We start from the raw sequence: 22,040 nt of genomic DNA, 5'->3' as shown, positions 1-22,040 counted from the left end.
AAGCAAGCAAACTTGCGTTAGAATAATCAGTTAACTTCAGCATATCAGAGTCTCCTTGTGGTAGAAAAAGCCCAATTTTCAACACACCTTTATCACCCTAAATACTGGCTTATTTGGCTAGGTGTCGGCCTGATGCGCCTGACCCAACTTCTTCCCTTATCTGCTCAGATGAAGTTGGGAGCACTCATCGGGCGGCTAGCAAAGCTTGTTATAGGTAAGCGTGTAGATACTGCTAAGCGAAATTTAGAGCTATGTTTCCCAAATATGAGCGAAGCAGAACAACAAGCACTGCTATTAAGTAACTTTGAAGAGACTGGCAAGGCTATCTTCGACACTATCAATGCCTGGTGGTGGTCCGATGAAAAAGTGCAACAGCATATGACCATCAAAGGTCAAGAGCATGTCGAAAAGACACTCGCTGATGGACATGGTGTCATCCTGTTTGCCGTTCACTGCCTGCCACTCGAAATGGGTGCGAGAATTTTTGGCCAATTTCAACCCGGTGTCGGCGTATACCGTCCTCACGACAACGCCGTAATGGAATATCTACAGGTAAATGGGCGGCTACGTTCAAATAAAGCCTTAGTGCCCAAACGCGATCTTCGCCAAATGGTGCGCTGTCTTCGTAGCCCTGATGTGATCTGGTATACCGCAGATCAGGACTTTGGTCGCTCAAGTGCAACCTTCATCCCATTTTTTGCCATGCCTGACGCGGCAACAATCACAGGTGCTACAACACTCGCTCGCTTAGGCAAAGCCAAAGTACTTCCCTTCAGTGTCATCCGTAATAAAGATGATAAAGGCTACACCATAGAGATAAAGCCTCCCCTAGAGAACTTCCCGGGTGAAGATGAGGTTAGCGATGCGAAACGTGGTAATAAGATCATTGAAGAGATTATCAACCAAGAGCGCTCTCAATATATGTGGCTGCATCGCCGCTTTAAGACCAGACCTAACAAAGATGATCCATCCGTTTATTAACGCTCATTTTCAGCCTGTTTTTCAATAAGGTAATAATTACACTCGGGGGCGTTTTACTCCACCCCCCCCCGCTTTCAACCCCCTCCTACTTTCAACCCCCTCCTAGCAGTCATCGCCAAGCGTTAACAAGCATTTTCCACTAAAGTCTTTTTTACACTACACCACAGATGTCATATTGACACCAAGTGTCATTATGACATCTGCCAAAATTGTCATAATGACAACCGAAAAAGACAATCAATCATCATTAATCAATTAAAACAACCAATTAAATAGTTGGAACGGTTAGTGCAAAGCTTGTAGCGCCTGAATTACCGCGCTAAGAGGATCTATGAGCAAACTAAAATTAACCGCAATTGCACTCATCGCAGTGCTTATTGCTTCCTTCACTGTACTACTGAGTTTAGGGAGTGATATTTATCGTGAAAAACCGCCTATTCCAATGGCATTTACTGACAAAAGTGGACAGACACTATTTAGTAAAGATGATGTCGAGCAAGGGCAACTTGTCTGGCGCTCAATGGGGGGGCATCAACTTGGCTCTATCTGGGGACACGGCTCATATGTCGCGCCAGACTGGACTGCCGACTGGCTACATCGTGAAGCGCAGGCGTGGTTAAATATCACAGCCGAGCAACGCTATCAAAAACCGTTTAGCGCACTTGCAAGCGATCAGCAGGCTGGTTTAGAGCAGCTTCTTCGTGAAGATATGCGTCACAACACGGTCGTGACAAATGCTGATGAAACCACACAAGTCACGCTATCTAACACTCGCATTGCAGCGATCAATGTCATTAGCCAACACTATTTATCACTGTTTGGTGATGATCCTAAACTCTCTGTACTCAGAGAGCAGTATGCAATGAAGGAAGGGACAATCCCAAGCCTTGAGCGCCGTGAAAAATTGAATGCCTTCCTATTCTGGGGAGCATGGGCAGCCATCACTGAGCGCCCTGATAAAAACTATACCTATACCAACAACTGGCCTTTCGACCCTCAACTGGGTAACACACCTACTTCGAGCAATATCGTATGGTCAATCTTAAGTGTTGTAAGCTTAATCGCAGGTATCGGAGGATTAGTCTGGTACCACGCAGCGGGCAAACATGAGCCACTGCCAGAACCTGCTAAGCAAGATCCACTATTTTTAAAGAAACCAACGCCAGCACAAAAAGCCGTTGGCAAGTATTTCGTTACCGCTATCGGACTCTTCCTGCTGCAGATCCTATTGGGCGGATTAACCGCGCATTATGCGGTAGAGGGACAGGAATTTTACGGCTTCCCACTGGCAGAGATCCTTCCCTACTCCGTCACCCGAACCTGGCACACCCAACTCGCAGTATTTTGGATCGCCACCACTTGGTTAGGCACAGGTTTATATATTGCCACTGCACTTTCAGGGCATGAACCTAAATATCAGCGTCTCGGTGTCAACGTACTTTGGGCTGCACTCGTGGTTGTCGTACTGGGTTCCATGGCCGGTGAATGGATTGGCGTACAACAGTACTTCGATCTGGATATGAACTTCCTCTTCGGTCACCAAGGCTACGAATATATCGACCTTGGCCGTGTCTGGCAGATATTGCTACTGGGCGGACTGTTAATCTGGTTAGCCCTTGTCACCGCAGCCATAAAACCAGCACTGAATAAGCAAGGTGATATGGCACCTGTTGTTTGGGTACTGTACGCATCTTGTGTCGCTATTGGTTTATTCTACGGTGCAGGCCTCTTTATGGGTAAGCACACTAACCTTGCCATTGCTGAATACTGGCGTTGGTGGGTAGTGCACCTTTGGGTTGAAGGTTTCTTTGAGACGTTCGCCACCTCCGTTATTGCCCTTATGCTAGTAAGGTTAGGTCTAATCCGTACTCGAAGCGCCAATGCTGCTGTACTCTTCACGACGCTTATCTTCTTAACGGGTGGCCTCATTGGTACCTTGCATCACCTGTACTTCACAGGTGCGCCAACGTCGGTCATTGCTTGGGGCGCGATATTCTCGGCACTAGAGGTGGTACCGCTAGCTATCATAGGCTATGAAGCCGTTGAGAGTTACAGGCTACGTCAAGCTGCACCTTGGATGATCCGTTACAAGTGGGCCATCATGTTCTTCGTTGCTACCGCATTTTGGAACCTATTCGGTGCAGGCATACTCGGCTTCTTGATTAACCCACCTATCTCGCTCTACTTTGTACAGGGCCTAAATACCACAGCAACCCATGCTCACGGTGCATTTATGGGAGTATATGGCATGCTAGGTATCGGTTTAATGCTGTTCTGTACCCGCGGCCTGACAGGTCAAATGCAGTGGAATGAGAAATACCTAAAAGGCGCATTTTGGACCCTCAACATCGGCTTGATGGCGATGATTGTGATGTCGCTACTGCCAGTGGGTATCACTCAGTTCTTCGCTGTTATCGAAAATGGCTACTGGTTTGCCCGTTCACCGGAAGTTATCCATAGCCCACTCATTGAGACACTCGTTTGGATGCGTGTCCCGGGCGATATCATCTTCGGTATTGGCGGCCTATTCATGGGATTATTCTTCTTCGATATTATCAAGAAGGCTATCAGCAAAGGGGCAACTGAAGTGGCTACAGATGAGCTCTCCGCTAACGCTTAATTAATAGTGGTAAACCTAGGGGCCTTTTGGCCCCTTTTTTTACAATTATGCCGCTGTAGTAATAAACTTATCAACATCGATGTCAAAATGACATAGTATCCAGATAACGCTACAGCTCATATCAGATAGACATCCCCAAGGAATGCAACCCATTTGCATTAGGAGCAAACATGGCCTTGAGTCAGACAGAACTCACCCTTATCGCACTCGATATCACCTCTGGGCTGTCGAACCGCGATAGATTCTCTCGATTACTCGACACCATTAGGCAAAACCTACACTGTGATGCCGCAGCTTTGCTCGCATTTCAAGGTCAGCAATTTACGCCATTGGCCATAGATGGGCTCAATGCCGACGTGTTAGGTCGACGCTTTCTGGTCGATGAGCATCCAAGGCTTGAAGCCATCGCCCGTGCAGGTGATATCGTCAGATTTCCCGCCGACAGTAGCCTTGCCGATCCCTACGATGGTCTTATTCCCCATCAAGGTGATGAGCTCAAAGTCCATGCCTGTATTGGCCTGCCGTTATTTGCCAACGAACATCTGATTGGCGCGATCACCATTGACGCCTTCGACCCTCAACAGTTCGATAAATTCACTAACAGTGAACTCAGAAGCTTAAGTGCAATTGCGGCTGTATCCCTCAACAACGCCTTGATGGTCGATAGATTAGAAAAAGCGGCTATGCAATCTCAAGACTCAGATCCAGCGATGCAATTTGGCATAGCAACTGATAAAGATATTGAGATCATTGGTCAATCTGAGATCATGCAGTCACTAAACAATGAGATAAAGGTTGTCGCGGCAACCGATCTAAACGTATTGATTTTAGGTGAGACTGGCACAGGTAAAGAGCTAGTTGCTCAAGCCGTTCATGCAGGCTCAAACCGCAGCGAAACGGCCTTGGTTTACTTAAACTGCGCAGCACTGCCTGAGTCTATCGCCGAAAGTGAACTATTTGGTCATGTGAAGGGCGCCTTTACCGGTGCCATCAGTAACCGCAGTGGCAAGTTCGAACTTGCCGATAAAGGCACATTATTTCTTGATGAGATAGGTGAGCTTCCCCTTACACTACAGTCCAAGTTACTGCGAGTGCTGCAATATGGCGATCTACAAAAGATCGGCGACGATCGCAGCCGTAAGGTCGATGTTCGCATCATTGCAGCAACCAACAAAGATCTAAAACAGGAAGTACTCGCAGGCCGTTTTCGCGCCGATCTGTATCATAGACTCAGCGTGTTTCCACTTATGGTGCCGCCGTTAAGCGAGCGGGGTGATGATATCACCTTACTTAGCGGCTATTTTGTCGAGAAGTGCAGACAGAAACTTGGCATAAAAAACCTAAGCTTAAGCCCTGCAAGCCTAAGTCAGCTCAAACAATATTCATGGCCAGGTAATGTCCGAGAGTTAGAGCATGCCCTGCACCGCGCAGCTGTTCTTGCCAAAGCACAAACTAGAGATGATATCTGCCAGATCGCCCCTCAGCACCTTGAGCCAATAACCTCAAGCGAAGGCTTAGCCACAACAGTGCAAGCAAGCCACCAAAGCAACCTCAGTCAAAGTCAATTTGAGATAGGTAACAACAGCCTTAAAGATGCAACCGATGAGTTTCAATCTCAATATATTCGCCAGGCACTGACACAAAACAATGGCCAATGGGCGGCTACGGCTCGTCAGCTACAACTCGACTCAGGCAATCTTCATCGGCTCGCTAAGCGACTGAGGTTAAAATAAATTGTCACACAAATCGCTGTAAAACAGACCTCATGCTCTAGATTTATGCAGTAAAAAGCTGTTATAAAATAATCACTAACAGTTTATAAAAGCCAGCTAATGAAAATGGATTTCGCTTTAAGAGGTGACGTAAGCGTCGGTTTACTGCTTGTTATAAGCTTGCTTGCCTCAACGGCAAAGCTATCTCAAGCAACAGAGGTTGACCTAGAGCTGCTATCATCGCCCCTTTATGAACTCGAACAAAAGATTAGTTATCATACACTTGATAACGGCTTACAACTCAGGCTTCTTGCATTAGATGGCGGAGAAGCAGTTTCAGTAGCAAGCCAGTTCAGTGTCGGCTCTCGCGACGAAAAGCTAGGTGAAACGGGCTATGCCCACCTCTTTGAGCATATGCTTTTTAAAGGCAGCCAAAATGCCCCCGGTGACAGTTACGCACAAACGATGAGCTCATTGAGCGGCCAATTTAATGCGTCAACCTTCTTTGATTACACCAACTACTATTTAACGATCCCATCCGATGCTCTAGAGCTGGCACTCTGGCTCGAAGCCGACCGCTTTATCCGCCCAGCTTTGACCACTGCAACCGTGCAAAACCAGCAGGCAACAGTGTTAGAGGAGATGGCCACTAGCATAGATAATCAGCCCTATGTCCGCCAAGCGATGGAGTTTCTACTACAACAAGCCCAAGGGACTCCATATCAGCACGCAGTTATCGGCTCTAAAAAAGATATTAACAACGCCACACCTGAGAGCCTAACGGCTTTTCATCACCAGCATTATCGTCCCGATGCCATGCAATTGAGTATTGTCGGTGCACTCCCAGCCGATACTGAGCGTTGGGTAGAGACTCAGTTTAAAGAGTGGCAGCGACCAAGTCAGGCAAAAGTGACGCACCACGCCATCAGCTTTGACAATAAGCCTGTTAGAGGAGAGATTGTCGATAGCCGCGGCCCCTGGCCTGCGCTGCTACTGGCTTGGCACACTGTAGGTCAATCCCATAAAGATGCAGCGGCCATCACCTTACTCGAGGCATACCTATTTCAAAACAGAAACAGTCTTATCAAACAGAGCGGCTTAAGCGATCCTGAGCAACTACTGACCTACTCTATTCCACTCTCAATGGAGCATATGGGCGTAGCAAACTTGGTGATGGTCCCCAGAGCGAATATCTCATTAGACAAGTTATCTCAGGGGGTTGAAAGCATGCTTGACGAGGTAGCCCAGCATGGAATAAGCCATAAAACCCTAACACGGCTCAAAGCCCAGTGGCTCAACGTTAAGCTGCGCCAAATAGATAGCCCTTCACTATTAGCAAGAAGCTTATCAGCCACCTTACCTCAAGATAGAGATGCACCTTTAACCGGACAATGGATACGTATTGAACAGGTCACAACCCAAGATATTCGCCGGGTTGCAACCCAATATTTTAACCAGGGGTATGTCAGAGTAGACCTTCTACCGCCTTGGTATATCAGATGGGGGAAAACCATACTGGAATGGCTACCAAAGGGGCTAATCGATAGCTTAGAGGACAAGGTGTTATGAGCAATATCAGACTTGCTATGCCCATTCAGGTTCGGTTGATCCCTTTAATCGCTTTCATGCTAACGATACTGGGCTGCCAACAAACAAAGTTAGTGTTCACCGACTCCGTATCGCCCATAACGCCTGAATTTAATCAGTTATCTGGCGCGCCACAAGTCAAATCCCCTTCGGCATTGCTCGATAAGAGCACTAGCATTTGGGCACCCCAATTACACCAAGTCTCTCCCAAGTTTACCCTGCACCTCTTTCCAGAAAGTGCCTCTAAACTTAACTATATTGAGCTAGTACTCATTAACCCTAACAAGCCTTTTTACAACATAGATATTCTCTCTACTGCACTCAATGAATATGCCATTTGGCTAGCATCCCAGCACACAATCTCCTGTATCGAAAGCTTGCGGATCCAGCCGAGTATGCACAGCATAAACTTAAAAATGGCCTGCCCGACAGAAGAGCTTACCGATGCATTGAGCATACTTGCTAGCAGCTGGAATAGTGATGCGTTCGCCAATATTGACCTAGATAATGTGCGCAGAAAGCTCAAGCTTGATAAACATATTAACGCTTATAGTGGCGGTGAAATTAATAAGGTATGGGCGAAATTAATCTTAGGGGAACAGCATCCCTATAACCAAGCTTTAGATGATAAAACCCTGCAAGATGAGCTAACTAAAAGTGATTTAGTGCAATTACAAAATGAGATCAAACTCAAGGCTAAATGGCATCTATTTATGTCCACCACTGACAATAAACAGCCAGAAACGCTCTCTTTCGATAATGCTAAATCAAAAGAAGCATTGATAACTCAAGCCACAGGTTTAGCCGAACTGCTAGCCAAAAACTCAGCTAAATACTCAGCTAGAAACCCAGGAAAAGTTAATGCTAAAGAAACAGTTCAAGAAACTGTAAAAGACGAAAACACCTTATTCATACAGCCTAGTCGTGATGTAGCGGCATTTTCAAATACCAGCAAGACCATCTATCTGATTGATGCACCTGGCGCCGTTCAAACTCAGGTGAGAGTCGGTTATAGGCTGCCACTGTCAGCCTCTAATACCCTAAGCGGCGAAAGCCCATTATCAAGTAGTGATCCTCTCAGTTGTCAGCTACTCGCCAGTTGGCTAGGACGCAGCTTTTCAGGTCGACTCTACTATGATTTAAGAGAACAGCGTGGCCTTACTTACGGTATCTACGGACGCTGCTACGATAACCCGCTATCTCGCACCTTAAAGTTTTATGGCAGCACCCAGCTACAGCACACGGGCGCTTTTGTCACAGGGATCTTAGCCCACCTGCAACTTGCCAGCGAACAAAGTATCAACGCTCCAGAGCTCGATGCACTCAAAACCTATGAGAAAAGTAAGTACACGCTAACGATGCAGAGTCAGCATTCAATGAAACAAGATTATGTTAAGCAACTTACATTAAGTCGCAAGGCTCAAGACAGGATAGACAGCCAAGCTCGAGCACAAGCACTCACTGTCAGCGATGTGAAATTGATGGCACTGAATAGTTTTAACAAGCCACCCTATATTCTACTAAGAGGAGATGCCGATAAAATACGCCAAGACCTTAACGACAAGCTTCCTGACTGGCGTATAGAAAGCATTAAGCCATAACAGGCATTAATAAGCATTAATAAGCCAGTAAGGATCATCTGAAATATGCTTAATAACTAAGGCCAATGTCAGACTAAAAAGTGCTAGGGATAGTTGTTTATGCCTGAAGTATCCCACAGAGAAAAACAGCCAACAAGACAAGCATTAACCCAAATATCATTGTAAATATGAAAGCCCCCCTCCTACGGTTCTGAAACACGTAGCTATAAATAAAAGCTCACTTTCTGGGTTAATCAGCAACAAACAAATGTAACATTTTATTTACGCGATATTGCCTTGCATTTGTAAATGATAAAGACAATAAACTTAAATACTACAATACCAAATGAATTGAATATATAATGCCGCAAAATGACTTACACAATTATAATAATAACAAAATAAGTAGTAAATTTATCCTAGTAATAAAGTATTACATCAAACAGATGTCATAAGGAAATGAAATGTATGATGGCGAAATATTCACTATCAATGAAACCCCTAGTAACCATATCTTTGCAAAAAGTGCTGCCGGCTTACTAAACCTCAGTGTAAATGTGGAAAATAATCTAACCCAGGCTTGGCTTAACACAAGCTCAAGTACTAAGATTTTAATCCATTTCATCGACTGTATTCCAAAACACTTACAACAAGTTGACTATGAACTATTCAGCTCAGGAACACACATTGCAATTTGCCCAACACTCACCGTCGATGATGAACTATTACTTATAGAGCATGGCTTTAACGCCGCACTACCTGCTAGTGAAAGCTCATATATTTTAATCAAAAAGATGACCAATGTGATTGATGGGAACTTGTGCTTTAGTAATGCCGCATTTTCAAAATTTATATTAAAAACTAATCGTACCCCACATAAAAAAGAGAAACTTAGCCTTATTTCATCGACTACGAAAAAAGAAAAGGAGGTTATATCCCTTGTATGTCGAGGCATGAGTAATGAGCAAGTAGCAAATCAATTAAATGTATCAATAAATACCATTAAAATGCATTTGCAGAACATATATAAAAAATCTCAGATAAAAAACCGGGGTCAGCTTTTACTGATTTACGGACAAGGGTTCACGACACATTAACAACCTATTCTTGCGGGTAGGTTCCCAACATCAATACTATCCCTAAGGGTAGTTGAGGCATTGTGACAATTATATAACTGTAGCCGAACGTGTTTTCCCAAAAAGGAAAAGGACGTTATAAGCACGATTAAGGCATGACAGAATGTATTTTTATCGTCGTATTTATTGTAATTTCAGCCATTGATGTATTTATTCTGCTTAATGTTCTTTCACGTCACCAAGCGGTGTATAAGGAAGTAGAGCAAAGTGAGTAAAATAGATAAAACGCCACTGCAGCATCAATTAATAAGTAACCGTTATCACAATACCAATCTTACTTTATTAAAGTTCGGGTTATGCCTATGCCCGCACTCTCCTTTACATTAAGAGTTTAATATGACAACCAAACATTTTTCAAATCTACAATCAGCTTTAGCCATAATAGCTCTACTTTATTGTGGTACAAGTATCGCTACAGAAAAACTAATGCCATGGGACTTTGACAGCAATATATATAGAGAGGCCCTGAGTGAAAGTATAGATCAAGGCCACGTCGATGAATTGCTGTACAACAAAAAAACAGTGGGATGAATGCTCGAGTATGGCACCAGCAACTGACCGTTCGGCATTAGGTGTTCAATTAAACGAAGAAGCACCTGATTTTGTTCGTGAAATGATCCTTGATCTCTATCCAGTAGATAATGATGATTTTTCGGATGTGATTAATCAGAAAATCATGGATATGGCCTTTGAGATGGCGAATTTAGCTGATGGTGATAGATCCAGTGATGACTCCCCTATAACACAAGCAGCTTGGGATTGGTGTATTGCCCAAGACCCTGAAAACTTTGCTGATTTTTAACAGCTATTAGAATGGCCAGAATAGATAATTTGATGTAGCCCCCTTACAAATACCTTAAGTGAGTTAATGACATGGAATGTCATCCAACATATATTTTGTCGAAACGCACTGGATTAGTGACATTGAACAATGGCTATACCAGCGACCATTTCTTAGCAATTATTCTCCAGTAACACTAGCTACATTTTCACTTTATGAGACTGGGCATAGTCGCTTCTGAGTACAATGGAATATAAATTTACAAGCACAGATTAAATAATAAGTAATTATTTTACACCTAAGTTAAACCTCACCTAAAATGCGCATACTATCCTTACGGATATATATGTAACTAAATATTATCCGCAAGGATAATTGAGCGATTTTCATACTTGTATAAAATGTCGACGGTCACATTTTATATTTCAAGGAGAGAATGATGTTAAACAAAAAACAACGCGGTCAAGGTATGACCGAATATATTATTATCGTCGCATTAATTGCTGTATCGGCTATCGGTGTATATAGCTTTTTTGGCCAAACAATTCGTAACCAAGTAGCAGGTTTATCTGCAGAGATGTCAGGTACTAGTGCTGATGCCCAGATTGGAGCGGCACAAGCATCAGCTACAACTGCAACAGCGGTGGCTAACGAAGATTATAACTTAGGTAATTACGACGAAGGCGCAAACACAGCTGCAACTGGTAACTAGTTTAGAGCCCGTATTTAAGCAAGAACTTCGGTTCTTGCTTTTTATCAAAAGTGGATTTGAATGATGAATATACGCAGCACAAAAGGTCAAGGTATGACCGAATACATTATTATTGTGGCACTGATTGCCGTCTCAGCAATCGGTGTCTATAGCTTCTTCGGACAAACTATCCGTAATCAAGTCGCTGGTTTAGCTTCTGAAATATCAGGTGTTGATTCAAACGCTCAGATAGCTGCAGCACAAGGCTCTGCGACTCAAGCAGCCACAGTTGCCAATAACGATTACAACCTCGGAAATTACAATGAAGGGGCAAACAGTGCCAGTGACAGTAACGGCGGTGGCGGTGGCGGAGTAGATTAGCCTAGCTTAACCCTTATAGTTTTTTACACCCTTTAGTTAATTTAGTTTACAGGTTTAAGCAAGTGTCACTCACTTGTTGCCCACATTGAAGTGCAGTTTTAGCACATGGACGATACAGTAATGAAGCATGGACGTATGCTGAAACGACATCAAGGCCAAGCTATGGTTTTGTCCCTAATATTAATGTCGTTTGCATTGATGGTTGTAATTTTTAGCTTTAATGCCTCACAGCTAAACTTAAATAGCAGCAGATTACAAAATACTGCCGATAACACGGCTTACAGTATTGCCACCATTGCAGCCCGTGATTTCAATTTTAAGGCATATACTAATCGTGCTTCAGTCGCCAACCAGGTCGCGGTAGCTCAAATGGTGGGCTTATCATCGTGGTTTAACATGACTGATAAATTCGCAAAAAATGCCTGCGATACGCTATGTTGGGTTCCATACTTAGGCCAAGTCCTTTCAGGAATCGAATCAGCGGTAGGTGCGATAAATAGTGTCGCACAGCCAGTACTCGAAGCCTTAGTTTATGCTGAAGATGTCATCCTACAAACCTTGGCTATTTCTCAACAAATTGTACATTATGCAGGCCTTACCTCTACTGTTATCACCGCTGATGACATAGTTAAAGCCAATGACCCCAAAGCTAAATTGGATCTCATGCAAAACCCACAAATGCTTAACGATGTCAGAAATGTATGGGTCAATTTTCAAAAAAGACATAGCAGAAGTAATCAGAATCAAAACCAAAATCAACGAAGCCGCTCACAGAGTAACACCAGCCAGTTTCAAGACTTCATTACCGTCTCGTTAGACTCTAGAGACTCTTTCAGCAAATCCCGTAGCTATAAACTGAGTTTTCCTTGGTCCTTTACTGCCTTTCCGCTTCGATGGAAAACATATAAGGCAGGTGGAAGTGAGCTTATATCTAATGGCAATAATGAAGCTGAAACTTGGACATCTATGGATACCATCAGCTTTCATTTATCAAAATTTCGCTGCAGTTGGTCTGGGTGTCGTTGGAGAGGCTACAGTGAAATTCCACTTGGCTGGGGAGCCACACGGTCAGATAACAGAGCCGATATAGAAAGAGTCGGTAACAATAGCTCTTGGGGAAGCAGCAGAAATAGAAATGGGTGGGCCTCTCGGTATGCAGGCGATGATCAAGAAACACGAGGTGGCTATAACGGGGTACAACCCTTTTACGGCTTAGCCAATGGCGCCGAATCGAAAAACCAAACAGATAATATTGCCGTTGTCGTTTCCAAGTCTCAAAACAATATTCGCACCAGCAGCATCGTAGAGGTCGGTGACAATAACACTAACCCAGCACAAAGTGAGCAGATGCTGGGCGATAGAATGACAGCGATTTCTGCAGCTAAAGTCTATTACTCAAGACCTTATGATCTCATGGTATCGTCATCCGCATGGCGAAGAAGTGATGGTCGTCATGAGTATGGCAACCTCTACAACCCCTTCTGGCAAACACGCTTATCAGACACCACAAATACTGAACGCAATGTCGTTTTGGCATTAACTAGGATGCTGTAATGCAACATCAAGTTAATAAACAACGCGGTCAAGCATTAATAGAAAGCGTAGTAGGCCTCACGTTTGTCGTGGTTCCACTGCTTATCATCTTGCCATTCATGGCTAAAATTGGCGGTGTACAACATAAAGCTCAACAAGCCTCCCATTATTCGGCTTGGGAAAGAACAGTCTGGAAAGAGCGACGACCAAGCAGGCTGCCCAGAAGAAGCGGGTTATATCTGGCTCAAAAAAGTGAACAAGATACAGCTAAACAGATCCCGTGGCGGTTTTATCAAAATGATGGCAACCCACTGAGCAGCCGCCCCAGTGACCAATGGGATTGGAACAGAAGTGTTCACCCAATGCTAAGGCATCAAACTCAACAAAATCAACTCGCCGATACGCTGCTTAAGTCGAATCAACAAACACCTGCAAATACTAATGAGCTTGACAGATTCACTCGCTCCCATACGGGGAGACGTCTACCTGGTGCAGTAGGGAGTGCTGTAGGCAGTGCTGTAGGGCTGCTTTCTTTTACTGGGTTTTCATTAGAGCGCGATCAGTTTTACCGTACGAGTGTCAGTACTGATATCCAAAATTTATACCTAGCACCTTTCGATAATCTAGACCTCAATGTAAACAGCAATAGCGCTTTACTCGCTTCAGGTTGGAATGCTGCAGGTCCTTACCATGTTAAAAACAGAGTGAAAAGGTTAGTACTTACCAACTACATGGATGTCAGCGTTATTCGTACCGCACAGAGCTTATTAGGCATCATCCCTTTTGGTAAAGAGCTGCGCCCAAGTAGGCTAAAACTGGGACATGTAGACCCGGACATCCTCCCTACCAACCGACTCTGTACGTACGGCACAACCAATTGCGGAGGTTAATGAATGAAACTTCACTTACTGCTATCAAGCCTACTATTTTCAGCCACTATATACGCTTCAGATTGGCCTGAAATTGAATTTCCTGACACTGCGAAGGTAGAAGTCGTAGCGGATAGTATGAGATACCACGGCTACCCTATGAAAACCTGGGTGATGAACGACAAACAAAGCCAGATGATGACGGCCAACTTCTTTAAAAAGCAGTGGCAAGCAGATAGTGAACGCTTCGATGCAAAAATGTTTAATGGCGATTACGTGATCAACAGCTTACAGGGCCCCTACCTTCTCACTGCTCGCATCAGTAAAAGCTATGATGGTGTCGTGACTTATGTCGGTATAACAAAAAATATTGATGAATCAGAGCTCATTGAAGCGAATCAAGTTCAGTTTCCAAAGCCTAATGGCGCAAGGGTAATTTCTGATATTCAATCTCAAGACCTTTTCAAGCAAGGTCGCACCTTAGTATTGAGTAGCCCTCAAAGCCTATCAGCCAGTTACCACTACTACCGCCGCTACTACCAACGAAGGGGTTGGCTAGAAAATTCTGCCATTTTAGACACCCAGGCAGGTAAAGCAGCACTGCAGATGAGCCAAGGAACAAACATCATTGATCTTAGTTTTAATAAAAAACAATCAAAAACTTATATCGTAGCCAATCAAGTCATGGAAGGACTTTAAAGATGTATATCTCCATCAAAAAAACCAGCATAGAAGGCCAAGCAAGTGTCGAGTATCTCGTCGTATGCTCCGCGCTGATTGCCGCACTGTTAACCCCCATAGAGAACGATAATAACGTCATGGAGCTCTGCCTTGACTCATTAAGTGACTGGTATACCGCATTTGCATACAGCAAGTCATTACCAACTCTGCCCAACTAAATTAGGTCTAACAATGCAAATCAAATCTATAGACTTCAACTGGGTACTACTCCTCATAGCCATTGTCCTAGGGAGTATCGCAGCTTGGGCAACTAAAAATTACTTCATCACTAAAGAGCAAGAGCTGAGGTCTGAGTTGTCGAAAGACAATATCGTGATGGCAGATGTCGTGGTGGCAACGCAAGAGCTAAGAAAAGGTGACATCGTCTCACAGCAAAATATGTCTGTTAGGCAGATTCAAGCTGACACCTTGCCACTTGATGCTATACACCCAAGAGATTTTGACCAAATCATGGGGCAGATGTTGCTTGCACCTATCTCTCCTGGCCGTCCGTTAATGGCTAGCTATCTACCTGGCCATAGAATTGAGCAATTTTCAGATATGCTTAAAGAGGGTCAACGAGCAGTCACAATAAACATCGACGAAATTAACTCAACCGCGGGTATGTTGGTTCCGTCAGATCATATCGATCTGCTCCTATCCTTCAAAGAGGGTGTAGACAACAATGATCGCAATAAACTGCAATTACTACTTGAAGATATTACGGTACTGGCAACAGGAAAACACAGTATAGATGTCAATCCAGAGTTAGTAGACACACTTTATGACAATCCAAATGCCTACAATACGGTGACGCTTGCTCTCAATGTTGATGATGCAGCCAGAGTCACTCTAGCTAAAAAGAAAGGTAAGTTTGTCACCTTGCTACGTAATCAAAACGAAAGCCTCCCCCTAGCGTTTACCTCTCTACACGAAGGACAAATCTTTAACCTATCTGAAGATGCCTTAACCAGAGAAGTAGAAATAATTACAGGTGGTAGTGGCATAAAAACCTCCATTCAAGCCTACCCATTACCTACTCAAATGCTAGAACAGCTGAGTCAACTAAAGAATAAAACTGCGCTATGAAAATTAAAATCATAATAAACATTATTTGGGTATGCCTATTCATTCCCTTCCTCAGTTTCGCCCATAACAATAAACCATTGAAGCTGTACGTCGGAGCTGTAGAGCTCTACAAAACCGCTAATGTTGAACGTATTGTTGTTGGTAATGGCAAAGTTCTCAGTGCAAAAGTGGTCGACAATAAAGGCGTGCTACTTATCGGAGAATCTTCAGGAAACACAGATCTGCAACTATGGCAAAAAGACGGTAAATTAATCAAGCTCAGCATCACAGTCACTAACGACAACAGCTTGCGGACCACTGACAAAGTAAAACAGATGTTGGCAGCTTTCCCTTCATTAAAAGTAACGGAAAGTGATGGTCTCATCGTCGTACAAGGTGAAGCCGATCTAGTCTTAAAACAACAGCTAGAAAAAATTATTGATGAAGCACCTAATGTTGTCTCCCTCGTAAAATATTTACGATTCGCAAAAGCTTTATCTCCCATGGTCAAGATGCAGGTCAAAATTGTTGAATTTAATAAATCAACACTCAACAACGTAGGCATCAAGTGGGACACAGCTATGTCAGGCCCCGCCTATGGTGCAGCAAAAGCCTTTAGTTCAAACCCCATTTTCAGCGTAGCTTCACCAGGGCAATATGCTGACGCCATTGGTGGAGCGATAACCGACAGTATTGGCGTACTCGATACCCGTGGCTGGAGTTATTTTGGAATCGTGACCGGAATTGGCTCTCAAATTCAGCTCCTGTCCGAAAAGGGTGATGCACGAATGCTGGCAGAGCCAAACCTGACCACTCGTAGTGGCGAATCAGCCAGCTTTCTGGCAGGTGGTGAGTTTCCGATCCGTAGTATTAGTGGGCTCGGTGCGGTGGATGTCGAGTTTAAAGAATATGGCATAAAGCTCGATATCGAACCTGTCGTTGATGATCAGCTAAATATTGTCAGTCGCGTTATGGCCGAAGTCAGCTCTATAGACCCTTCTGTCGCCATTGACGGTATTCCAGGAATGCTCACTCGTCGAACTGAATCAGTGATTAATGTGAAGAACAACGAAACCATAGTGATCTCAGGCTTAGTGAACAGCGAAATGTCAAAAATTGTCAATAAATTCCCACTCTTAGGTGATATTCCTATTCTAGGTGAATTATTCAAATCTAGAGATTTTAAAGATAACAAAACTGAACTGGTCATCTTTGTCACACCTACGGTTGTTTACCCTGGAGAAGAGAGCCACGACAAGCAACTCGCTCGCGGTCAAGAGATGGCAATTGAAGCCAATGAACTCGAAGCATTTTATATCTTAGATTAGGAGAGTGAGATGTTTAACGTAGTTGTAAGCACCACAAAAGGTACTAAGGTCGGCGAATTCCAGTGTATTCACCCTCATTGTAAAATAGGCAAAGATCCTGATGAACTGATTGTTTTAAGGGGCTTTAAGGTATCTAAGCACCACGCAGTTTTGACGCAAAATGATCAAGGTATCTTCATCCAAGATAATAAGAGCCGAACAGGTCTAAAAGTGAATAATGAGAAAACAGCCCAGTTTGGGCCTCTCACCCTCACGGATAAGATTCAAGTCGGTGATTATCAGATACGGGTACACAGTACCGATCCTGAGTTTTCTGCTCAGCCAGTGGCCCAAGAACCAAATACAGACTCACTTAAGACTGAATCGATAACCGACTCTCCTCAAGAGAGTGCTGAGCCGCATAAAGAGAAAAGTAAAAAAACAGAAAGCACATTACCGCTTCAGAGCGCTTCTCAACTAGAGAGCATTAAAATACGCAATGACTGGCGCCGAAAAGTACATTCTGAGCTGCTAAAGCAGATGGACTTGCGGCGGGTGAATGTCAATGAGATGAGTGACATTGAGTTAAGGAGCCAAAGTGAATCCCTTATCAATCAGATCATCTCAAATTTCAAACTCCCTCAAGAGATTGAAATAGACTCGTTAATCAAAGAGGTCCTCGACGAAACGATTGGCCTTGGCCCGCTTGAAGGACTCATCGCCGATTCAGAAGTCACAGAGATCATGGTCAACAGCCATGATCAAATCTTCTATGAAAAAGCCGGTAACCTCTACCTATCTGATATCGCCTTTTCAGATGATCAGGCCGTTTTAGGCGCGATTGAACGCATAGTGACCCCTATTGGCAGACGCATCGATGAAAGCTCCCCTATGGTCGACGCACGCTTGAAAGATGGCTCACGAGTTAATGCAGTGATCCCGCCTCTAGCCTTAAAAGGCCCCTGCATCACTATTCGTAAATTTATGCAGCAGAGACTAAGTTGTAATGATTTAGTCAATTTTGGCTCAATGAACCAAGCCATGGCCGAGTTTCTTGAGACCGCTGTAAATCAAAAACGGAACATAGTGATTTCTGGTGGTACAGGCTCAGGTAAAACCACTCTGCTCAATGTGCTATCAAACTTTATTCCTGATAATGAACGAATCGTCACTGTTGAGGATGCGGCCGAGCTGCAGCTATATCAGCCAAATCTTGTCTCACTAGAGGCGCGCCCGCCAAATCAAGAAGGCAAAGGCGCTATCGAGATCAGAGACTTGGTAAAAAACTGTTTACGAATGCGCCCAGACCGTGTGGTGATAGGTGAATGCCGAGGTGGTGAAGCACTCGATATGCTTCAGGCAATGAACACAGGCCACGATGGCTCATTAACCACTGCACACTCTAATTCGCCACGAGACTGTATCTCACGTTTGGAGGTCATGGTCATGATGGCAGGAATGGACTTGCCAGTACTTGCCATTCGCGAACAGATCACTTCAGCCGTTAATATCATAGTGCAACAATCACGCTTTTCAGATGGTTCAAGGCGTGTCACCAGCATCTGCGAAGTCACGGGACTAGAAGGCAGCATTGTCCAACTGTCTGAAATATTCAAATTCGAACAAACTGGCTTTAACAAAGAGGGCAAGGTTCAGGGTTACTACACAGCAACAGGCACTATGCCTGAATTTTACGAGCAACTTCGTAAGCAAGGCGTCAAGGTGAAACTCGATATCTTCGATAAGGAGGTAAACGATGTCTAGTGCAATTTTTGCCGCAATTTTTGCTTTTTTTGCGGTCGCGATTCTGGTCTGGGCGCTCAAACACCTATCTGCGACCTTAGCCGTCAAGTACCAGGAAACTTTCACCTCATCAGCAAGAACGAACTTGTTTGACATGTTTCTGTTTATTGAGCCGCGACAGCTTTTTTGGCTCAACATGATCACCTTACTGTCAGTACCTTTCATTGTGCGAATATTTCTTGGCTCATGGGTTGTAGGGTTCATTATCAGCATTATCTTGGCGATAGTACCAAGATTTGCTTATAAATTTTTGCACACCCGTCGACGCCGTAAATTTGTTCATCAACTGCCCGATGCCCTCAACATGATCGCCTCATCAATGCAGTCTGGTGCTAATGTCAGCAGCGCTATTGAGTTTATGGCAGAGGAGATGGAAGCCCCAATGAAACAAGAGTTTCAACTGTTTCAACGTGAACAGCGTTTAGGGGTCGAATTCAATACTGCGCTGGACAATATGCTCAAACGCATCCCGGAAGATGAGTTTCAACTCGTGACTGCTGGCATGCAGATATCTAGAGAAGTAGGCGGTAATTTAGCTGAAGTTTTACTGAGGCTATCGACAACCCTAAGACGAAAGATTGAGATGGAAGGCAAAATTGATGCTCTGACTTCTCAAGGAAAAATGCAAGGCGTAGTAATGACGCTTTTACCCATCTTTATTGGCGTGGTTCTCTATCATATGGAGCCAAGATCTATGGGGAGAATATTCACCGAGCCCTTAGGCTGGGCACTGATCGCATTAATCATCATTATGCTCACCAGTGGCTATGTTTCCATCCGAAAAATTGTCGCAATTGATGTATAGGTGATAAACATGGTTAATATCATAGTGAGCTTTTTTACCATCGCCATCATATTTTTGGCCGTGAGCTGTATCCGCATCTACCGCAAAGTCCCTCAGACTAATCGTGAATTTATGGATCCGCTATCACCAGGCCTGAAAATATTGTGGCCCCTAGTGCGTCTTTTCGCCTTCTATATCAGTGAAAATCTCAGCGTTGATTACCTAGAAAGGGTCTCTAAGAAATTACAGATCTCAGGTGTGTCATACATGATGACTGCAGAGCAGTACTTTGCCATCAGGATAATCAGCACACTATTTGCAATAGCACTGGCCTTTATATGCTGCCTATTACTCGACGATATCAACCTAAAATACCTGTTTTTAGCAGCGCTACTAGGTTATTTCCTGCCAGTAATGACATTGAATGACCTACGAAAAAAACGTCAAGGCCAAATCATAAAATCCCTACCTGTCTATTTAGATTATCTCACCATGTCGATAGAAGCTGGACTCAATATGACAGGGGCTATTGGGCAAGCTGTCGAGCGCGGCCCTGCAGGGCCGCTAAAGATTGAATTTGAAAAGGTAATACGTGACATGCGAGCCGGAATGTCACGTGCCCAATCATTCAGGAATATGGCTGAGCGTGTGCAAGTGACTGAAGTTAACAGTTTAGTGAGTGCACTGGCACAAGCTGAAAAAACCGGTGCCAGTTTAGGCCAAACACTCAGAGTGCAATCAGATCAGCGCCGAGTAGAGCGCTTTCAGCGTGCTGAGAAAAAGGCCCTAGAAGCGCCAGTAAAGCTCGTATTTCCACTGATTATATTCATTTTCCCTGTGACCTTTATGATTTTAGCCTTCCCTATCGCCATGAAATTTATGTATGAGTTATAACATGAAAAATACCCGATTAAACAACCCAAATGGCTGTCAAATAGAGCAAGTTTTCCTTGCAAACACCCCCTGGTTACGCCTGAGAGGCTTACTGGGACGCAAACCGCTAACCGATAACCAAGGCATGTTGATATCACCTTGTAGCTCAGTACATACCATAGGCATGAGATACCCACTCGATATTGTCTACCTCAATAATAAAAATAAGGTATTAAAAATAAAAAGGAACCTACAGCCCTGGCGCAGCAGTGCCTGTAGAGGAGCGACCCAAGTATTAGAGCTGGCTGCAGGGAACATAGATAATAAAAATATAAATCAAGGAGATATATTGTCATGGCACGATTAATACGAGCAAGCTTACTCATGGCAGGCCTACTGATTCTAAGCGGATGTGCCTCTTCTCATAAAGAGGATAAACCTGAGGGCAATCAAGAGATCATGACCCTTCAGTCAGAAGCTGAGCAAGCCTACAAAATGGCAAGACTAGACCAAGCAGAAAGCTTATATCTGCAGGTACTAACCAGCGTCCCTAACTATGCGCCAGCTTGGTTTAGGTTGGGTAACATCTATACCCGTACAGGTCGTCATGATGCTGCTATCGCTGCCTATATGCGCTGTCTAGAGCTAGAGCCAGCCAATCAAAAAGCTTGGTATAACATGAGCCTGGTTAGAATAAAGCAATCAACACAAGTACTAAGCTCAGCAGCCAGACAAGGCGATCAAAACACCCCTGTCGGACGACAAATTCAGGCACTTTTGCATGCACTCAACACCATACAGAGTGAAACACATAAGCCAACCATGAAAAACTTGCCAAGTGAGCAAGCAGCCAGATGAAAACGAGGCAACACAATCACCGGCAAAAAGGTCAGAGCATGATGGAGTTTAATCTCGCGCTGCCTTTTGTAATGCCGATCATTCTCGTTGTCATGATGATGATTGCCCAGTGGGGGTTTATTTACTCAAGTAAGAGCACATTAGATGCAGCCACAGTACAAGCCGTTAGAGCAGGCACCTTACACCATGGCAGTATCACAGAGATCCGTAAGGGATTAGCGCAAGGCATGATGCCATTGTTTGCTCATGGAACAGATATCAGTGACACGGTAGAAGCCGTTGTCAGATCTAGAATCGCTACCGGCATACAAAGCGAAATTCGTATACTAAATCCTGACAATCAGGCATTTAGTCAATTTAAAGTGCGCAGTAAATACCCCAATGGCTATATCTATGAGATCCCCAATAACAACTTAATGTACCGCAACCCAGCTCTGAAAAGCGTTGGTAATAATCGTCAGTTAAACGTTCAAGATGCCAACTTATTACAAATTGAAGTGCGGTGGTGCCAAAGGCTCATCGTCCCCTTCGCCAACTTTGTCATCGAAGAGATAGTCACCTCTGTATTATTCGCTCCAAGTATGGACCAGATTGCCTGTAATGCCCTTAGCGCTGCTACCGGCGATGTATATTTAGCACTCACCTCCCAAGGACTCATGCGTATGCAGACCCCTTTTCGGATGTAGTTACAAGACGCAATTATAAGATTAGAAGCTAAGCACTTTTATGAAATTGGAAAAATTTGAAATTTATAGG

21 protein-coding genes are annotated in these 22,040 nt (G+C 44.1%); all 21 read left to right on the top strand.

Annotation, left to right across the window (positions count from 1 at the left end; all coding sequences use genetic code 11):
• The first annotated feature begins 57 nt into the window (after nucleotides 1–57).
• Nucleotides 58–981 (top strand): LpxL/LpxP family Kdo(2)-lipid IV(A) lauroyl/palmitoleoyl acyltransferase, encoded by a 924-nt coding sequence (locus BM736_RS06485; RefSeq protein ID WP_076410116.1) that lies wholly within the window; start codon nucleotides 58–60, stop codon nucleotides 979–981.
• 331 nt (nucleotides 982–1,312) lie between these two features.
• A complete protein-coding gene (locus BM736_RS06480; RefSeq protein ID WP_076410114.1) occupies nucleotides 1,313–3,601 on the top strand; it encodes a nitric-oxide reductase large subunit in 2,289 nt (762 codons plus the stop codon).
• A 170-nt stretch (nucleotides 3,602–3,771) separates the two neighbouring features.
• Entirely contained in the window at nucleotides 3,772–5,334 is a 1,563-nt protein-coding gene (norR, locus tag BM736_RS06475; protein ID WP_076410112.1) for a nitric oxide reductase transcriptional regulator NorR, read from the top strand.
• Between the two features lie 99 nt (nucleotides 5,335–5,433).
• On the top strand, nucleotides 5,434–6,882 hold the full coding sequence (locus BM736_RS06470; RefSeq protein ID WP_083699912.1) for a pitrilysin family protein: 1,449 nt from the start codon (nucleotides 5,434–5,436) through the stop codon (nucleotides 6,880–6,882).
• Complete coding sequence (locus BM736_RS06465; RefSeq protein ID WP_076410107.1) at nucleotides 6,879–8,501, top strand: insulinase family protein; 1,623 nt, start codon at nucleotides 6,879–6,881, stop codon at nucleotides 8,499–8,501. Before BM736_RS06470 ends, BM736_RS06465 begins: the two co-directional genes overlap by 4 nt.
• Nucleotides 8,502–8,944: 443 nt before the next feature.
• Nucleotides 8,945–9,577 (top strand): helix-turn-helix transcriptional regulator, encoded by a 633-nt coding sequence (locus BM736_RS06460; protein ID WP_076410105.1) that lies wholly within the window; start codon nucleotides 8,945–8,947, stop codon nucleotides 9,575–9,577.
• 580 nt (nucleotides 9,578–10,157) lie between these two features.
• Nucleotides 10,158–10,418 carry a hypothetical protein gene (locus tag BM736_RS06450; RefSeq protein ID WP_076410101.1) on the top strand — a complete coding sequence of 87 codons (261 nt, stop codon included), beginning with the start codon at nucleotides 10,158–10,160 and terminating at the stop codon, nucleotides 10,416–10,418.
• 418 nt (nucleotides 10,419–10,836) lie between these two features.
• Nucleotides 10,837–11,109: a Flp family type IVb pilin gene (locus tag BM736_RS06445; RefSeq protein WP_076410099.1), complete on the top strand. Its 273-nt coding sequence runs from the start codon at nucleotides 10,837–10,839 to the stop codon at nucleotides 11,107–11,109.
• Between the two features lie 63 nt (nucleotides 11,110–11,172).
• Nucleotides 11,173–11,469, top strand: a complete 297-nt coding sequence (locus BM736_RS06440; protein ID WP_076410576.1) for a Flp family type IVb pilin — start codon at nucleotides 11,173–11,175, stop codon at nucleotides 11,467–11,469.
• 105 nt (nucleotides 11,470–11,574) lie between these two features.
• Nucleotides 11,575–13,023 (top strand): Tad domain-containing protein, encoded by a 1,449-nt coding sequence (locus BM736_RS06435; RefSeq protein WP_256717744.1) that lies wholly within the window; start codon nucleotides 11,575–11,577, stop codon nucleotides 13,021–13,023.
• Nucleotides 13,023–13,892, top strand: coding sequence for a hypothetical protein (locus BM736_RS06430; protein ID WP_076410097.1), 870 nt, complete (start codon nucleotides 13,023–13,025; stop codon nucleotides 13,890–13,892). The genes BM736_RS06435 and BM736_RS06430 overlap by 1 nt, the downstream gene beginning before the upstream one ends.
• 3 nt (nucleotides 13,893–13,895) lie before the next feature.
• Nucleotides 13,896–14,570 (top strand): hypothetical protein, encoded by a 675-nt coding sequence (locus tag BM736_RS06425; protein WP_076410095.1) that lies wholly within the window; start codon nucleotides 13,896–13,898, stop codon nucleotides 14,568–14,570.
• Nucleotides 14,571–14,572: 2 nt separating this feature from the next.
• Nucleotides 14,573–14,770: a hypothetical protein gene (locus BM736_RS06420; RefSeq protein WP_143562350.1), complete on the top strand. Its 198-nt coding sequence runs from the start codon at nucleotides 14,573–14,575 to the stop codon at nucleotides 14,768–14,770.
• A gap of 13 nt (nucleotides 14,771–14,783) precedes the next feature.
• Complete coding sequence (gene cpaB, locus BM736_RS06415; protein WP_076410093.1) at nucleotides 14,784–15,680, top strand: Flp pilus assembly protein CpaB; 897 nt, start codon at nucleotides 14,784–14,786, stop codon at nucleotides 15,678–15,680.
• Complete coding sequence (locus BM736_RS06410; protein WP_076410091.1) at nucleotides 15,677–16,987, top strand: type II and III secretion system protein family protein; 1,311 nt, start codon at nucleotides 15,677–15,679, stop codon at nucleotides 16,985–16,987. Before cpaB ends, BM736_RS06410 begins: the two co-directional genes overlap by 4 nt.
• A gap of 9 nt (nucleotides 16,988–16,996) precedes the next feature.
• Entirely contained in the window at nucleotides 16,997–18,730 is a 1,734-nt protein-coding gene (locus BM736_RS06405; RefSeq protein WP_076410089.1) for an ATPase, T2SS/T4P/T4SS family, read from the top strand.
• Complete coding sequence (locus BM736_RS06400) at nucleotides 18,723–19,574, top strand: type II secretion system F family protein (protein WP_076410087.1); 852 nt, start codon at nucleotides 18,723–18,725, stop codon at nucleotides 19,572–19,574. The genes BM736_RS06405 and BM736_RS06400 overlap by 8 nt, the downstream gene beginning before the upstream one ends.
• Nucleotides 19,575–19,583: 9 nt before the next feature.
• Nucleotides 19,584–20,447: a type II secretion system F family protein gene (locus tag BM736_RS06395; RefSeq protein ID WP_076410085.1), complete on the top strand. Its 864-nt coding sequence runs from the start codon at nucleotides 19,584–19,586 to the stop codon at nucleotides 20,445–20,447.
• A gap of 1 nt (nucleotide 20,448) precedes the next feature.
• Nucleotides 20,449–20,793, top strand: a complete 345-nt coding sequence (locus BM736_RS06390; RefSeq protein ID WP_076410083.1) for a DUF192 domain-containing protein — start codon at nucleotides 20,449–20,451, stop codon at nucleotides 20,791–20,793.
• On the top strand, nucleotides 20,781–21,284 hold the full coding sequence (locus BM736_RS06385; protein WP_076410081.1) for a tetratricopeptide repeat protein: 504 nt from the start codon (nucleotides 20,781–20,783) through the stop codon (nucleotides 21,282–21,284). The genes BM736_RS06390 and BM736_RS06385 overlap by 13 nt, the downstream gene beginning before the upstream one ends.
• Nucleotides 21,285–21,322: 38 nt before the next feature.
• Nucleotides 21,323–21,970, top strand: a complete 648-nt coding sequence (locus tag BM736_RS06380) for a TadE family protein (protein WP_143562349.1) — start codon at nucleotides 21,323–21,325, stop codon at nucleotides 21,968–21,970.
• Nucleotides 21,971–22,040 lie beyond the last annotated feature (70 nt).

This window comes from Shewanella sp. UCD-KL12 (assembly GCF_001957125.1).
Lineage (GTDB): Bacteria > Pseudomonadota > Gammaproteobacteria > Enterobacterales > Shewanellaceae > Shewanella.
This window is presented reverse-complemented; position numbering and strand designations above follow the sequence as displayed.

What these genes read in the sequence shown, in the direction of transcription:
- BM736_RS06480 (WP_076410114.1), top strand. Translation starts at nt 1,313, where the DNA reads ATGAGCAAACTAAAATTAACCGCAATTGCACTCATCGCAGTGCTTATT.
- norR (WP_076410112.1), top strand. Translation starts at nt 3,772, where the DNA reads ATGGCCTTGAGTCAGACAGAACTCACCCTTATCGCACTCGATATCACC.
- BM736_RS06470 (WP_083699912.1), top strand. Translation starts at nt 5,434, where the DNA reads ATGAAAATGGATTTCGCTTTAAGAGGTGACGTAAGCGTCGGTTTACTG.
- BM736_RS06465 (WP_076410107.1), top strand. Translation starts at nt 6,879, where the DNA reads ATGAGCAATATCAGACTTGCTATGCCCATTCAGGTTCGGTTGATCCCT.
- BM736_RS06460 (WP_076410105.1), top strand. Translation starts at nt 8,945, where the DNA reads ATGTATGATGGCGAAATATTCACTATCAATGAAACCCCTAGTAACCAT.
- BM736_RS06450 (WP_076410101.1), top strand. Translation starts at nt 10,158, where the DNA reads ATGGCACCAGCAACTGACCGTTCGGCATTAGGTGTTCAATTAAACGAA.
- BM736_RS06445 (WP_076410099.1), top strand. Translation starts at nt 10,837, where the DNA reads ATGTTAAACAAAAAACAACGCGGTCAAGGTATGACCGAATATATTATT.
- BM736_RS06440 (WP_076410576.1), top strand. Translation starts at nt 11,173, where the DNA reads ATGAATATACGCAGCACAAAAGGTCAAGGTATGACCGAATACATTATT.
- BM736_RS06435 (WP_256717744.1), top strand. Translation starts at nt 11,575, where the DNA reads ATGGACGATACAGTAATGAAGCATGGACGTATGCTGAAACGACATCAA.
- BM736_RS06430 (WP_076410097.1), top strand. Translation starts at nt 13,023, where the DNA reads ATGCAACATCAAGTTAATAAACAACGCGGTCAAGCATTAATAGAAAGC.
- BM736_RS06425 (WP_076410095.1), top strand. Translation starts at nt 13,896, where the DNA reads ATGAAACTTCACTTACTGCTATCAAGCCTACTATTTTCAGCCACTATA.
- BM736_RS06420 (WP_143562350.1), top strand. Translation starts at nt 14,573, where the DNA reads ATGTATATCTCCATCAAAAAAACCAGCATAGAAGGCCAAGCAAGTGTC.
- cpaB (WP_076410093.1), top strand. Translation starts at nt 14,784, where the DNA reads ATGCAAATCAAATCTATAGACTTCAACTGGGTACTACTCCTCATAGCC.
- BM736_RS06410 (WP_076410091.1), top strand. Translation starts at nt 15,677, where the DNA reads ATGAAAATTAAAATCATAATAAACATTATTTGGGTATGCCTATTCATT.
- BM736_RS06405 (WP_076410089.1), top strand. Translation starts at nt 16,997, where the DNA reads ATGTTTAACGTAGTTGTAAGCACCACAAAAGGTACTAAGGTCGGCGAA.
- BM736_RS06400 (WP_076410087.1), top strand. Translation starts at nt 18,723, where the DNA reads ATGTCTAGTGCAATTTTTGCCGCAATTTTTGCTTTTTTTGCGGTCGCG.
- BM736_RS06395 (WP_076410085.1), top strand. Translation starts at nt 19,584, where the DNA reads ATGGTTAATATCATAGTGAGCTTTTTTACCATCGCCATCATATTTTTG.
- BM736_RS06390 (WP_076410083.1), top strand. Translation starts at nt 20,449, where the DNA reads ATGAAAAATACCCGATTAAACAACCCAAATGGCTGTCAAATAGAGCAA.
- BM736_RS06385 (WP_076410081.1), top strand. Translation starts at nt 20,781, where the DNA reads ATGGCACGATTAATACGAGCAAGCTTACTCATGGCAGGCCTACTGATT.
- BM736_RS06380 (WP_143562349.1), top strand. Translation starts at nt 21,323, where the DNA reads ATGATGGAGTTTAATCTCGCGCTGCCTTTTGTAATGCCGATCATTCTC.